The 13197-nt window shown below is 56.9% G+C and carries 15 protein-coding genes and 1 pseudogene; 12 read left to right on the forward strand and 4 right to left on the reverse strand.

The genetic code is table 11. The features are described 5' to 3' along the window. Window positions 1-162: 162 nt before the first annotated feature. A complete protein-coding gene (locus tag NHH03_RS23815) occupies window positions 163-1137 on the reverse strand; it encodes a DUF4912 domain-containing protein (protein ID WP_315861486.1) in 975 nt (324 codons plus the stop codon). A 1-nt stretch (window position 1138) separates the two neighbouring features. Between NHH03_RS23815 and NHH03_RS28290 the strand changes: the two genes are divergently transcribed. Continuing rightward, entirely contained in the window at window positions 1139-1456 is a 318-nt protein-coding gene (locus tag NHH03_RS28290; RefSeq protein WP_315861487.1) for a hypothetical protein, read from the forward strand. Here NHH03_RS28290 and NHH03_RS28295 read toward each other — a convergent pair. After that, window positions 1444-1566: pseudogene (locus tag NHH03_RS28295) on the reverse strand (hypothetical protein); the annotation flags it as partial. The gene NHH03_RS28290 and the pseudogene NHH03_RS28295 sit on opposite strands and share 13 nt — an antisense overlap. A 637-nt stretch (window positions 1567-2203) precedes the next feature. Here NHH03_RS28295 and NHH03_RS23820 point away from each other — a divergent pair. The 11 genes from NHH03_RS23820 (at window position 2204) to NHH03_RS23870 (ending at window position 11216) form a co-directional block, all read left to right on the forward strand. Then, window positions 2204-2578, forward strand: a complete 375-nt coding sequence (locus tag NHH03_RS23820; protein ID WP_253160451.1) for an AtpZ/AtpI family protein — start codon at window positions 2204-2206, stop codon at window positions 2576-2578. Between the two features lie 77 nt (window positions 2579-2655). Continuing rightward, entirely contained in the window at window positions 2656-3105 is a 450-nt protein-coding gene (locus NHH03_RS23825; protein ID WP_253160453.1) for a hypothetical protein, read from the forward strand. 21 nt (window positions 3106-3126) lie between these two features. After that, window positions 3127-4158: a F0F1 ATP synthase subunit A gene (atpB, locus tag NHH03_RS23830; protein ID WP_253160455.1), complete on the forward strand. Its 1032-nt coding sequence runs from the start codon at window positions 3127-3129 to the stop codon at window positions 4156-4158. Between the two features lie 92 nt (window positions 4159-4250). Then, window positions 4251-4496 carry an ATP synthase F0 subunit C gene (gene atpE, locus NHH03_RS23835; protein WP_253160457.1) on the forward strand — a complete coding sequence of 82 codons (246 nt, stop codon included), beginning with the start codon at window positions 4251-4253 and terminating at the stop codon, window positions 4494-4496. Window positions 4497-4611: 115 nt separating this feature from the next. Further along, complete coding sequence (gene atpF / locus NHH03_RS23840; protein WP_253160458.1) at window positions 4612-5289, forward strand: F0F1 ATP synthase subunit B; 678 nt, start codon at window positions 4612-4614, stop codon at window positions 5287-5289. Between the two features lie 31 nt (window positions 5290-5320). Then, window positions 5321-5947: an ATP synthase F1 subunit delta gene (gene atpH / locus NHH03_RS23845; protein ID WP_253160460.1), complete on the forward strand. Its 627-nt coding sequence runs from the start codon at window positions 5321-5323 to the stop codon at window positions 5945-5947. Window positions 5948-6036: 89 nt separating this feature from the next. Further along, entirely contained in the window at window positions 6037-7551 is a 1515-nt protein-coding gene (gene atpA, locus NHH03_RS23850) for a F0F1 ATP synthase subunit alpha (protein WP_253160462.1), read from the forward strand. Between the two features lie 60 nt (window positions 7552-7611). After that, window positions 7612-8511 carry an ATP synthase F1 subunit gamma gene (gene atpG, locus NHH03_RS23855; protein WP_253160464.1) on the forward strand — a complete coding sequence of 300 codons (900 nt, stop codon included), beginning with the start codon at window positions 7612-7614 and terminating at the stop codon, window positions 8509-8511. Between the two features lie 72 nt (window positions 8512-8583). Continuing rightward, complete coding sequence (atpD, locus tag NHH03_RS23860) at window positions 8584-10032, forward strand: F0F1 ATP synthase subunit beta (RefSeq protein WP_253160466.1); 1449 nt, start codon at window positions 8584-8586, stop codon at window positions 10030-10032. A gap of 3 nt (window positions 10033-10035) precedes the next feature. Next, window positions 10036-10422 carry a F0F1 ATP synthase subunit epsilon gene (locus NHH03_RS23865; protein WP_253160468.1) on the forward strand — a complete coding sequence of 129 codons (387 nt, stop codon included), beginning with the start codon at window positions 10036-10038 and terminating at the stop codon, window positions 10420-10422. Window positions 10423-10508: 86 nt separating this feature from the next. Then, window positions 10509-11216: a 3-keto-disaccharide hydrolase gene (locus NHH03_RS23870; protein WP_253160469.1), complete on the forward strand. Its 708-nt coding sequence runs from the start codon at window positions 10509-10511 to the stop codon at window positions 11214-11216. Between the two features lie 83 nt (window positions 11217-11299). On the opposite strand, the gene NHH03_RS23875 is transcribed toward NHH03_RS23870, so the two are convergent. Both NHH03_RS23875 and NHH03_RS23880 read right to left on the reverse strand, forming a co-directional pair. Then, window positions 11300-12130, reverse strand: a complete 831-nt coding sequence (locus NHH03_RS23875; RefSeq protein ID WP_253160471.1) for a hypothetical protein — start codon at window positions 12128-12130, stop codon at window positions 11300-11302. A 5-nt stretch (window positions 12131-12135) separates the two neighbouring features. Beyond that, a complete protein-coding gene (locus tag NHH03_RS23880) occupies window positions 12136-13176 on the reverse strand; it encodes a tetratricopeptide repeat protein (protein ID WP_253160473.1) in 1041 nt (346 codons plus the stop codon). Window positions 13177-13197: the final 21 nt, after the last annotated feature.

Consider the following 13197-nt stretch of genomic DNA (forward strand, 5'->3'; position numbering starts at 1 on the left):
AGCCGTGAGCGAAGCTGCACGACCCGCGGTTATCAAAACCGATGCCCCATGCGAAAGCGCAACTTGATGCCCTGTCACTGGCCGCTGCCAGACCGGGCTCACAGAAGAGCCCCGCTACAAAAAGCGTCCAGCTACGGAAGAAGGCTTGGAGGCGTGGACCGTTTACAGCGTGTCTTTAATGTCGACCGCTTCCATCACTTTGGTGTTGCGTTCGACGGCGATCACGGTGGTTCGCTGACGCAATCCGTCTCGACTCTCGGCGGTGACCGGAAGCACTTGACGTTTATCGGGTAGTTTCATGCGAACCGTGAATGTCCCATCGGGTTGTAGTTTGACGGGGCGTCCGCCCAGCGAGACAGAGGATCCGGACGACGTGCGGCCAAACACAATGAGTTCCGCGTCGACTTCGAAAGGTAATTTGCTTTGCCGCAGCAGGGTTGGGTCGGCAACCGTTTGGCCTTGCGAGCCACGCGACGGCATTGATCGGTGCAGGCGTTCTTCGAACACCTCTTTTAGGTCTCCACCATCGGTGTCGTAACCGCCGCTCAGCGAGTAAATGCGTTCGTAGTCGTCGGCAATGTCGTGCCAGTGCTCGTCCAAGCGATCGCATTCTCCGGGGCTGGGTGTTTCGACGATGTTGCTGCGACAGATCGCGTGGAACTGATCGTCTTGGGTGACATAGCCGATCGCCACGCGGAATCGAGTGGGTGGTTCTTGAACATCGATGTACCAGGTGTCGACTCCGCCGTGAATCGGGATGTCACGTTGAACGGTTTCGGCAATGTTGTTGGCGACGTCTTCGACTTCCATCACTCGCAGCACGGGGGCGGCGGTGTGCCATCGCTCCGCCAGCGAGGATTCAGCGCGGGCGACGCTGGCACGAGTGATTTCCCAGGTCGCTTGCAACCAAAACGAGTCACGAACCATCAACACAATACGATCGCGGTGCGGTTCACCCGCCCGTGTGCGGTTGGAGCCGTTTTTGACCGCCGAGCCACCGACGAGAGTTCCGGTGGACAGGTCGCGCTGTTGATCGGCTTGTTCTTTTTGCCGCCGCAGTTGGGCGCGGATTCGTGCTGTTTTGGCGGAGACTTTGGGCGCTCGCATTTCGGGTAGCGGGCGATCGTTCAGCGACACGTTGCCCCGTGATTTTGATTTGCTACTGCGCGACGCGCTGCGGGACGACTTGTTCGGTGACGCTTTGGAGGTGGCTGTCACGGTTGACGTCGATTTGCCAGCCGATGGCGCGCCATTTTTTGACTTCATCGACGAGCTGCTGGACTTTGTGCCGCCCGATTTGCTGCTGCTGGATTTGGAAGCGGTTCCGTTTGACTGTGAGGGCGATTTTGACTGTGCGCCCGATGCGGAAGATTTTCGACGCAGCCGACGCTGGGTCTTGCTGATCGCGTCCACGAGCTCGTCCTTTCGCATGCCGTGCCAGCCGGCGATGCCGTAGTTCTTGGCCAGGGTGGCGAGTTCACGCCGAGTCTGCGACTTAAGATCTGCGGTTTTGATCAAGGTTCTGTCTCCAGATGGGCTAGTCGTGACACTCACCAGGCTTTGCATCAAGGCGACAATCAAGGCTTAGGCGGGCGCTAATATTTCAACGCAGGAAGCTAAACAGTCGTGGTGGCAACACCGGTCGGCTGTCGTCGCAACAATTCCTCACGGGCCGACCAGCTTGGTCGCAAATCGGCACGTTCGCGTCGTATTGGGTGTTTGGATCGCTCCCCGGGTCCCTGGATCGGGTGCAGTTTTCCCCAAGAGTGGGGAGTTGGCGGGGTCACCTTGCCGCTCAGGAACCATTAACGGAGTAATCAACACCCAAGTCATTATGCCAAGGACTCAAAAAACTTCTAGAGTCGACAGAGCAAATTGGTGTCAATGAACACGAAATTCACGGCAAATTGGCCGGAATGATCCTCAAAACTTTGCTGTTTTTTCTATGTGCCCGCCATCGCCACCCACCGCCTTGGGCAGGCTAGGCGTAGGATGGCGGCCGATCGCCGGTCGTGGCGCTCCGATTTTGGACAATCGTCCCCAGGGTTGGGAAATGGTGCGGCGATCGGTCGCTCCTGCTGGATTCCCGCCGTCAGTTGATCAGACTAACCCCCGTTCTGATCGCCGCGGTAAGCCATCGGCAAGTGGGCAATTTGACGCTGGCCGGGTTGGCGGTTTAGGACTCACCCCAGTGGAGGTGCGAATGGCTCGTGACAAACACTCCTCAGCAGACGTTTCGGATCAGTCAAGCGTATCGGCTGGGGCCGAGTCGAATGGGACGGGAGCGTCGCCGGGGCGTGATCAGAAATCCACGGCGCCGGTCTGGATGCGTCTGACCGGCGCAGGAATGGAGTTGGCTTTCATCACGATCGCCCTGGGATGGTTGGGGTCGCTGGTCGATGCCAATCAGCAGACAGCGAGACCGGTGTTTGCCGCGCTGTGTGGGCTGGTCGGGTTTGCATTGGGAATGGTTCGCTTCATTCGGTTAGCCGTTTCGGTGTCCAAGCAGCAGCGAGACGCAGAGCAGCGGTCGCGAGCGGGGAAGCCCGATGCTCACGATCACACCAAATCAATCTGAACAGGGTCGGTTCTGTTCAGGCCGACGAAACAATTTAACGACTGACACAATTCACTGAAGTAACTTTGGGCACTGCATTGTCTCCATCCGACGCGATCCGTCATCCGGCGCGGCCTTACACTCGGTGCATGTTTGCGCTGGCGGTGGCCTGGGCGGTTGGGCTGGGCGTGACGTCGGTCGGGCTGCCTGATGGCTTTGGGAAGTTGGATGGTTCGGTGGTGCTGCGAATCGGGATCGCCAGTGGGTTGATCGCCTTGGTTGCAGCGTTTCCCGGATGGGTTGGCGAGTTGCGATCTGCGGCAAAAGTGTCGCCAACGTCGATCATGATCGGTTTTTCGGCCGGAGTTCTAATTCGGCTCGCTGGCACTGTTGCACTGGTAGCATTGTGTAGTTATCACTTGCCCGCCGCCAAGAAACAATTTGCGGGAATGATTCTCGCATGGTACGTCTACCTGACCACAGTCGACGTGATCGTCCTGGCGATGCTTCTGCCTCGCCAAGACGGGCGGGCTGTTACAAGAAGCTAAATAGCCAAGCATTCGAATTCAATGAATCTGTTATTCGCATCTGCCGATAATCCGCTTTCGCATGTTGTGCCGCACCGTCTGCACGACGAGCCGTTGTTCACATTGAACGTCGGCGGCGGAGACATTCCGGCCCTGTTTATTGAAAACGGCCAGTACAGTTTCTACATCACCAACCATTTGTTGATGACGTTTGTCACAGCGATCGTGATGATTTTGGTGTTCGCTTACGTCGCGACGAAAGTTCGCGTCAAGGGGCAGGGGCTGGAGGCCTATCAAACCAAGGGTCGCGTGGCGCAATTGTTTGAAACCATCTGCTGGTTCATTCGTGACGAAGTGGCCCGGCCGAACTTGCACGGTCTAACCGACAAATACATACCTTACATCTGGACCGCGTTCTTCTTCATCTTGTTCGCCAATATCCTCGGTTTGATTCCGTTTGGCAGTGGGCTTCACCTGAGCGGGCTGATCTGGTCGGACAATGCCAGTCATTTCAGTCACTGGGGCGGCACGGCGACGAGTAACCTGTCGCTGAACGTGATGTTGGCGGGTTGCAGTTTCGCGGCGATCATTTTGATCGGGATTCGCGAAACCGGCGCTAAAACTTTCTTTGCACACTTTAACCCGGTCGGCTGGGACGGGCCCAAAGCGATGTCGTATGGCATCGGGATTCCGTTGTACATCCTGGAATGGATGGGTCTGATCGTCAAATCAGTTGTGTTGGCGATGCGGCTTTTCGGCACGATGATGGCGGGGCACTTGGTCGTCGCCGCAATCGTCGGATTGATTTTTGCCGCCGCGTCGGTCTCGCACCTGTTGGGCTATGGTGTTGAAATCGCAGTCATCCTTGGATGTATTGTGCTGATGTTGCTGGAGTTGTTCATCTGCTTGCTGCAGGCGTTCATCTTCACGTTCTTGACCGTGCTGTTTATCTCCACGGTCGCGTCACACCACGGCGATCATGACGACCACCACGATCCACTGGGCGATGAAGCTCAGATGGACCTTGATAAAATTGTTGAACCATCGCGATTGGCCGGTTTGGCTGACGCGTGAAACGTAATTAACCCTTTGACCTTTCCCTTTTTTGTGTGTCCGATCCTTCGTGAGATGACGGGCGACGAGAGATTTTCAGGAGCGAACCGAAAATGATTGACTTCGCAATGATGCTGGCTCAAGACGGCGCAGGTTTTGGCACCATGGGTGTCGGTATCGGTATGGGACTTGTGATTATTGGCGCCGGGTTTGGCATCGGCCGAATCGGTGGCAGCGCTGTCGATGCGATCGCACGTCAGCCGGAAGCCAGCGGTACAATCAGCACGCAGATGCTGATTTCAGCTGCACTGATTGAAGGTGTGACTGTGATTGCGTTGATTTTGATGTACCTGAAATAGAAATTCGACCGCCCATCGCAGTCGCGCTGTCGATCCCTGGCGCTCATCAAATGAGTGGTTGGGGTGTGGCGGGCGGTTCGATTGGAGTTGCAAAGTGATTTGCCAAGGTGATTTGATGTCGTATTTGCGTTTTGCCGTAATGGCTGTCGCCGTGACTTGTGTCTCGGTCGGTCCGCTCGTTTCGTTTGCTCCGGTCTCGGCTGCAGACACCGAAACGGTCGCCGATCCGGATCATTCCGGTGCGGAACAGGCGGGCGATGTGCTGCACCCCGAAGGGGAGCACGCGGAGCATCCGCTGCCACCGATTTTGTCGTTCGATCCAGGCGCGGCGATCGTCAACTTGGCGATTTTCCTTGGCGTGTTTTTGATCCTTGCCAAGTTCGTTTGGCCCGTCATTTTGGGCGGTCTGAAGGCTCGTGAGGACAAGATCGCCAGCGATTTGGCGGCCGCCCAAGCGGCCAATCAGAAAGCCGAGGTGGTGTTGTCAGAGTATCAGCAAAAGCTTGCGGATTCGGCCGCCGAAGCTCAGGCCATTTTGGCGGAAGCTCGACGGGACGCCGAAACCAGCGCGGGCAAGATTGTCGATGAAGCCAAGGCGGACGCGAAACGCCAAGGCGAGCGGGCTCTGGCGGACATCGAAACGGCCAAGAAGGTCGCCTTGTCCGAAATCGCTGCTCAAACCTCGTCCCTGGCGATGGGGGTTGCAAAGCAGGTTGTCGGTCGGGAACTCAAACCGGAAGATCACGCGGATCTGATTCGCAACGCTCTCGACCAGGTTCCCAGCAAGAATTAGAACCGTGCCCCGGCATCGGTAGGAAATAACGATGGTCAATCCTGACGCAGTAAAACACGAAACGGTGATGGACACCGGAGCCGAACAGCTGGGCAAGACCTACGCACAGGCTCTGTTGGCCGCGGCCGCCAAGGCTGGGATCACCGACAAAATCGTTGACGAGCTCAACCGCTTGGTCGATGAGTATTTGGCGAATAGCCCGCAATTGGCTGCCGCTTTCGCTTCGCCGCGGATCGATGCCGACGAAAAAAGTCGTGTCATTGACCGTGTGTTCGGCGGTGACTTTGATCCACTGTTGTTGACGTTTTTGAAAGTCATGGCGGGACGCGATCGTTTGAGCCATGTTGCAGCGGTTCGCAGCGGGGCGCTGGAATTGTTTGACCAGATGTCCGGTCAGGTGTTGGCCAAAGTCAGTACCGCCGTACCGCTAGACGATGCCTTGCGCACGCAAATCACCGACCGGCTCGGTGGCGCCCTGGGCAAAAAAGTTCGCCTCCAGGAAGTTGTCGACGCCGATCTGATCGGCGGCATGGTGATCCGAGTCGGTGACACCGTGTTCGATAGCAGTGTTTCGAACCGGTTGGACGCGATCGCCAAACGTGCCGGCGAAGGTTTTTCGAGCAAGTTGATGGAAAAGTTCGACCAACTGACCCAATAAAACACCGTCGGAGCCAGACGCCGCCGCGGCAAATTCGTCTCCGACACCCTCCCATTCAAATCACAAAAACCCAGACGCATTAGATTGCCATGAAATTTAGCAGCGATGAAATCGCATCGGTTTTGCAACAGGAGATTGAAAACTTCGACAGCAAAATCGACGTCCGCGAAGTCGGTACCGTTTTGGAAGTCGGTGACGGGATCGCTCGCGTTTACGGGTTGTCGGGCGTCATGGCCGGCGAAATGGTTCAATTCCCCAGCGGTTCGATCGGGTTGGCGTTCAACCTGGAAGAGAACAGCGTCGGGGTGATCATTTTGGGTGACTACCTGAAGATCCAAGAGGGCGACGAAGTCAAAGCGCTCGGCACCCTGCTGAGTGTGCCTGCCGGTGATGCCGTGGTCGGACGTGTGCTCGACCCGCTCGGCAACCCGCTGGACGGCAAAGGTCCGGTGCAATCCGACATCACTCGCCCCGTGGAAATCATTGCAACGGGTGTTGCCGAGCGTCAGCCTGTGACCGAGCCGATGCAGACCGGAATCAAGGCCATCGATGCGATGACACCAATCGGACGCGGTCAACGCGAACTGATCATCGGTGACCGCAAAACCGGCAAGACGGCGATCGCGATCGATGCAATTCTGAACCAGAAAGGCAAAGGCGTAAAATGTTTTTACGTCGCCATCGGCCAAAAGGACTCGGCCGTTGCGAGTGTCGTCGACGTGTTGGAAAAATACGGTGCGATGGAATACACGACGATCATCTGTGCCGGTGCCAGTGCACCCGCCCCGATGCAGTACGTCGCTCCCTATGCCGGTACCGCGATGGCCGAACACTTCATGTTCAACGGTGGCCACGCACTGATCGTTTATGACGATTTGAGCAAACAAGCGGTTGCCTATCGTCAAATGAGCCTGTTGATGCGTCGCCCGCCGGGACGTGAAGCGTTCCCTGGTGACGTGTTCTATTGCCACAGCCGATTGTTGGAGCGTTCGTCGAAGTTGTCGGACGAGCTAGGTGGTGGTTCGATCACCAGTCTGCCGATCATCGAAACGCTCGAAGGTGAGGTTTCGGCCTACATTCCGACCAATGTGATCTCGATCACCGACGGCCAGATTTATGTTCAACCCGACCTGTTTTTCTCCGGTGTTCGGCCGGCGATGAACCCAGGGATTTCGGTCTCTCGCGTGGGCGGTGCCGCACAAATCAAAGCGATGAAAAAGGTCGCCGGTGGTTTGCGATTGGACCTGGCGGCGTTCCGGGCCCTGGAAGCATTCGCACAGCTCGGTACCGATTTGGATCCCGACACGCAGCAACAGCTCGATCGCGGTTACCGGATGGTGGAATTGCTGAAACAACCGCAGTACCACCCGCTGTCCGTTGCCGAGCAAGTCGTCAGCTTGTACGCCGGAACCAACGGCCACCTGGATGACGTTGAAATCAAGTCGGTCCAGCAGTGGGAAAAAGACTTCCTACAGTTCATCAACGACAAACACAGTTCGTTGCTGGACACGTTGACCGAAAAAGGTGAACTCAGCGACGACGTTGTTGCCACGATCGAATCGGCTATCAAAGACTTTAAAGCCGGTTACAAACCCGCTGTTTAGTCCTGTTTGATTCCGCACCTTTATCGCACCAGAAATTTTCCCGTTATCGTTTGACGATTCATGGCTAACGCAAGAGCGCTTGATAAACGACGCAAGTCGATCCGCAACATCCGCAAAATCACGCGGACCATGGAGCTGATCGCGACGGCGCGCTACAAGAAAGCGATGGACCGTGCCCATGCCGCGACCGCCTACACCGAGCAGATCACCAAGATCGTTTCTCGGCTTGCCGCGGCGGGGCTGGATGTCAAACACCCGCTGCTGGAACAACGGGACGAGGTCAAAAGTGCTCGCGTCCTGGTGCTCAATAGTAACCGCGGTTTGTGCGGCGGTTACAACGCGTCGGTGTTTCGCGAAGCGATTCCACGGATCAAGCAATTGCGAGATTCGGTGCCACGTTTTCATGTCGATGCCAGCGGCAAGCGCGGTGTCGATGGACTGGGGTACCGTGGCATTGCCATCGACCAAAAATTCCTGAACTTTGAAGACCAACCGGCCTACGCCGAAGTCGAAAAGATCGCCGAGGGTTACCTGAACCAATACATCACCGGTGAAATTGACCGATTGGATGTGGTTTACACGAAATTCATTAGCACATCGAAGCAGGTCGCGACGGTCCAAACCTTGCTGCCGTTGGGATCACTCGACGAGGGTGTCGAAACCGATGACAACGGCGGTGCAGACAGCGGCGGCGCAAACGTCGATTACGAATTTTTGCCGTCGGCCGAAAGCATCCTTGAAGAAGTGGTTCCGACCAGTTTCAAGGTGAAGTTGTTCAAGTGTTTCTTGGACTCCGCTGTCAGCGAACAAGTCGCACGAATGATCGCCATGAAAGGCGCGACTGAAAACGCCGGCGACATGATCAAAAAGCTCTCGATGACTTACAACCGAGCTCGACAAAGTCAGATCACCGGCGAGATCATGGAGATCATCGGCGGCGTCGAGGCTTTGGAAGGCTAGTTCAATACATACCGGTGACGGGCCGTCAGACGCGGCTCATTCCACACCACGTTCTCAGTGAAGAAGAAAAGCATGTCCACCGCAACCGAATCACGCGTCGTCGGCAAAGTCACGCAGGTCATCGGGTCGACCTTCGATGCCGAATTCCCCGAAGGCCAAATGCCAGCGATTTTTAACGCGCTGGAAATCAAGAGCGAGCACAAAGGCGTCTCGATCGATTTGGTCGGCGAAGTCCAGCAACACCTCGGTGGCGGCCGTGTTCGAGCGATCGCACTGGGCAGTACCGACGGCATGATGCGCGGCATGGACGTGGTCGATACCGGCGGTCCTGTCACGGTACCTGTCGGTAAAGAAACACTCGGTCGCGTGTTCAACGTACTGGGCCAACCGATCGACAAACGTGGTGAAGTCAAAGCCGATGACTACTGGCCGATTCACCGCCAAGCCCCGCCTGTCAACGAATTGTCGACCAACACCGAATTGTTCGAAACGGGGATCAAAGTCGTCGACCTGCTGACCCCGTTTGTTCGTGGTGGTAAAGCCGGTTTGTTCGGTGGTGCGGGACTGGGCAAGACTGTGATTTTGACCGAGCTGATCGCTCGGATCGCTAGCAGCCACGGTGGTTATTCGGTTTTTGCAGGTGTCGGTGAACGGACCCGCGAAGGCACCGACCTGTGGTTGGAAATGCAAGAGACTGAAATTGGTCAAACCGGCCGCAAAGTCATCGAGCAAACCTGCATGGTGTTCGGCCAAATGAACGAACCGCCAGGGTCGCGTTTGCGTGTCGCTCTGTCGGCACTGACAATGGCTGAATTCTTCCGCGACACCACCGGTGCCGACACCCTGTTGTTTGTCGACAACATTTTCCGCTTCTCCCAAGCCGGTTCGGAAGTGTCCGCGTTGCTCGGACGGATGCCGTCGGCAGTGGGTTACCAACCGACGTTGGCTACCGAAATGGGTGCCCTGCAAGAGCGAATCACGTCGACCAAGAAAGGGGCGATTACATCGGTCCAAGCGGTTTACGTCCCTGCGGACGACCCGACCGACCCCGCGCCGGCCACCGCGTTTGGTCAGTTGGACGCGTTTATCTATCTGGAACGATCGATTTCCGAGAAAGGGATTTACCCCGCGATCGACCCGTTGGCGTCCAACTCGCGGATCTTGGATCCCCAGTACGTTGGCGATCGACACTATGCCATCGCCCGTCGCGTGCAAACCATTCTGCAACGCTACCGTGAACTGCAAGACATCATCGCGATTTTGGGTGTCGATGAATTGAGCGAAGATGACAAGACGGTGGTGCACCGTGCTCGTCGGATCGAACGATTCCTGTCGCAACCCTTCTTGGTCGCAGAAGTCTTTACCGGAAAGGCCGGTGAGATCACGCCGTTGGAAGACACCATTCGCAGTTTCGAAGAGATCTGTGACGGTAAATGGGATCATCTGCCCGAACGAGCGTTCATGTACGTCGGTTCGATCGAGCAGGCCGAAGAGCAAGCCAAGAAGATGGAAAAGAAATAAGCCATGGCGATTCGCTGCATCATCGTGACCCCCGAACGCACTGAACTCGACTGCGAAGCCGATTCGGTGACGCTGCCGATGTTTGATGGCGCGCTGGGTGTCTTGCCCGGGCGTGCACCGTTGATCGGTCGCTTGGGTTTCGGAACACTGCAACTGGAAACCGCTGCAGGTCCGCAACGCTATTTCGTCGACGGCGGGTTTGCGCAGGTCGAAGACAACGTGGTCAGTCTGCTGACCTCGCGGTCGATGTCCGTCGACCTGTTGGATGTCGGCGAGGCTGAAAAAGCGTTGGAACTGGCACATGAAATGCCATCCAAGACGCCTGAGCAAATGCAGATCAAGGAAACGGCCGTTCGCCGTGCCCGCGGTCAACTCCGCTCCGCACGTTAAGATAGTAGGCCAGGTGCAACCTGGCGATCGGATGAAACGCGCCAGGTTGCACCTGGCCTACTGGTTCATTCCCCGGAGACTGACCGATGCTGAGACGCTGCTGTTTTTCTGTTGCGCTGTCCCTTTGTTTTCTCGGTTCGGCCTTCGCCGCAGATTGGGTGTCGCTGATCCAGCACGACTCACTGGAGGGATGGGAGAAGGTCGGTGGCGATGCCAGCTTTTCTATCGACCAGGGGGTGATCACCGGCACGACCGGCGCCGGCAAAAATACGTTTTTGACCAAAGGTAACTTCGCTGACTTTGTGTTGGAATTCGAAGTCAAATGCGATCCCGGGTTGAATTCGGGCGTGCAGATTCGCAGCCACCTCTACGGCGCACCGACGCCCCAGGAATCGAAGCTCGATCGAATCCGCGAGAAAGGCGAGATGTTCGGCTATCAATGCGAAATTCGAGGCCAGACCAACGGTCCCAACGGCTGCTCGGGAAATTTTTGGGATGAGGGCCGACGCACCAAGTGGTTGGACGATTCGGTGGATGCCGCCAAAGCCCAGGCCGTCTACAAGCCCGGCCAGTGGAACCATTTCCGGATTATCGCCCAAGGCAGCCGAATCCGTAGTTATGTCAACGACAAACCGGTCGCCGATTTCACCGATGATCGAGACGCCGATGGCTTGATCGGTTTGCAAGTGCATTCCGTTAAGAAAGGTTCCGGACCCTATCAGGTCAGTTGGCGCAATCTGCGAATCAAAACCCTGGCCAACGGCGAAGTTTACCAAGCAGGCGCCGCCAAGTAGGCAGTGGGCCAGGTGCAACCTGGCGAAGGGTGCAAATGCGCCAGGTTTCACCTGGCCTACTTTGCCGCCAGGTTTCACCTGGCCTACTTTGATTTGCGGCGGAGGTTGCGGGCGGCTTCTTGCAGGACCAATGGCAGCTTGCTGCGAAGGAAGTTGCTGCCGGCGAACCACTGCTCGGGTTCATGCATCACGAACCGTGATTCGATCAAAACCGATTGGCCGTCACCGAGTGCAGTGGCGGTCAGCCACGCTTGGAATCCGGCGTAGGCACCGCCCTGGTCATTTGCGTCGAGTGACGTCCAGCGGTTGTCAAATCGATCGTCCAGGCGAAGATCGATCCGCTGTTGATCGTCCGCGTCGTGCCGTGTGATTCGCAGCACTCCGGACAATTGAATCTTGTCGAGTAGCTTTACATCGAAGGGTTGGTAGCGGACGTTCGGGCCGCTGTCGGTGATGCCACGCGAACGCAAGCTTTCCGGGCTGACGTCGCCTGGAGGGCCAGAGTCCGCAGCAGAGTCGTCAGAGTCCCCCAGTAATCGCGAGGTGAAATCGTCCGCGGTGAAAGTCGTCAGCGGGGTGTGCACCACAAACAGCAGATGGACTTGGTGTCCAAGATGCTTTCCGGAGGAATCGTTGACATAGCGAGTAAAGATTCGAACCGGGGCCACGACGGAGTCCCGGGCGAATTGACGATACGGCAAACCTCGCAACAACGGTTCGATCCGCTGGACCTGTTGATCGGCGGTTTCTTGGCCGGACAGGGTGGGTGGATCAAGTACGACCGACTGGCCGGCGATTTGAACGGATTCCTGTTGGGGCGGATCGGCGGCATGGCCCGTTGTTCCCAGCGACACCGTTGCCGAGCACACGGTTGCAAGAACGAGCAGGACGCTGCCAAGAGAGCGACGTCGCACAGGCATCAGTTGACGAAACCAGGGTAGCGTTGTTGCAGTTCCTGGCGGGCTTCCGCGGCGCGTTCGGTGCGTCCGACTTTGGGCCACAGTTCGACCAATCGGCCGAGTGCTTTGGCGTGTGCATCGGGTTGACCGGAGAACATCAGATGGGTGTGTAGGTAGGCCATGATTGCACCTTCGATGTCCCCGGCCGCTTCGTAGCTGGCGCCTTGAGCGTTGTAGATCCGGGCTGACATTTCGATGTCGGTTGGGTTGAGTTCTTGGATCAGTTGGTCGACCAGTGCCAGCCCCTCTTTACCTTTGCCGCCCTTGGCCAGCGCGACGGCTTGCCCGGCTTTGGCCAGAATTTTTAGCCGCAGCGCGTCGGCCGAATTCACGTTGACTGCGGCGACATCTGAAAACGCTTTTTCAGCTGCTTCGACGTCACCGGAATCCAATTGTGCGACGCCGGTCAGATACCGCGACAGGATTTTGGATTCTGCCGAGGGCGCTTTGGAGAGATAGCCATAGTATTGAATTGCTTTTGGGTAAGACTTTGTCGCCAGCGCCAGATCACCCAGCAATTTGGTGACCGAGAAAAAGTGGTAGGAGTCGCCATACTCACCGGCAAAAGCCAATGCCTCTTTGATCGCCGCCGTGCGGTCCCCTTGGCCGGCAAGCGCCAGGTTGGCTCGCGTAAGCACCATGAAGTACGCCGCGTCGGCTTTGATCACGTCCCGTGGGAGTCCCGGAATGTTCACGCCTTTGAGTTCGTCGAGTGCTTCTTCGTAGCGGCCGTCGAGCGCCGCTTCACGGCCGCGTGTCAGTTCGGCCGGATCACCTTGAAACGAAACTTTGCGAATTTCGCTTTCGGTGAATTCTTTATTGTTGCTGCCCACTTTCAGTGTCAGCCCCATTTTCGTGGCATTGATGACCGTGCCGGCGGTGGCGGAATTGCTGCTATGCGTGTAGACGCGGTCGAGTTGCGCCTGGGCGGTCGCGGAGCAAACGCAAATCAAAATCACGAGAGCCGAGCAGGAACGCAGCACGAGTTGAGGGTGTGTCATAGATGTGTTGGCGTAGCGGAA

It is taken from the genome of Stieleria tagensis (assembly GCF_024129865.1).
In the GTDB taxonomy this organism is placed as follows: domain Bacteria; phylum Planctomycetota; class Planctomycetia; order Pirellulales; family Pirellulaceae; genus Stieleria; species Stieleria tagensis.

Excerpts from the sequence above, each read along its gene's own strand:
- NHH03_RS23820 (WP_253160451.1), top strand. The coding sequence starts at position 2,204 with ATGGCTCGTGACAAACACTCCTCAGCAGACGTTTCGGATCAGTCAAGC.
- atpB (WP_253160455.1), top strand. The coding sequence starts at position 3,127 with ATGAATCTGTTATTCGCATCTGCCGATAATCCGCTTTCGCATGTTGTG.
- atpE (WP_253160457.1), top strand. The coding sequence starts at position 4,251 with ATGATTGACTTCGCAATGATGCTGGCTCAAGACGGCGCAGGTTTTGGC.
- atpF (WP_253160458.1), top strand. The coding sequence starts at position 4,612 with ATGTCGTATTTGCGTTTTGCCGTAATGGCTGTCGCCGTGACTTGTGTC.
- atpH (WP_253160460.1), top strand. The coding sequence starts at position 5,321 with ATGGTCAATCCTGACGCAGTAAAACACGAAACGGTGATGGACACCGGA.
- atpA (WP_253160462.1), top strand. The coding sequence starts at position 6,037 with ATGAAATTTAGCAGCGATGAAATCGCATCGGTTTTGCAACAGGAGATT.
- atpG (WP_253160464.1), top strand. The coding sequence starts at position 7,612 with ATGGCTAACGCAAGAGCGCTTGATAAACGACGCAAGTCGATCCGCAAC.
- atpD (WP_253160466.1), top strand. The coding sequence starts at position 8,584 with ATGTCCACCGCAACCGAATCACGCGTCGTCGGCAAAGTCACGCAGGTC.
- NHH03_RS23865 (WP_253160468.1), top strand. The coding sequence starts at position 10,036 with ATGGCGATTCGCTGCATCATCGTGACCCCCGAACGCACTGAACTCGAC.
- NHH03_RS23870 (WP_253160469.1), top strand. The coding sequence starts at position 10,509 with ATGCTGAGACGCTGCTGTTTTTCTGTTGCGCTGTCCCTTTGTTTTCTC.
- NHH03_RS23880 (WP_253160473.1), bottom strand. The coding sequence starts at position 13,176 with ATGACACACCCTCAACTCGTGCTGCGTTCCTGCTCGGCTCTCGTGATT.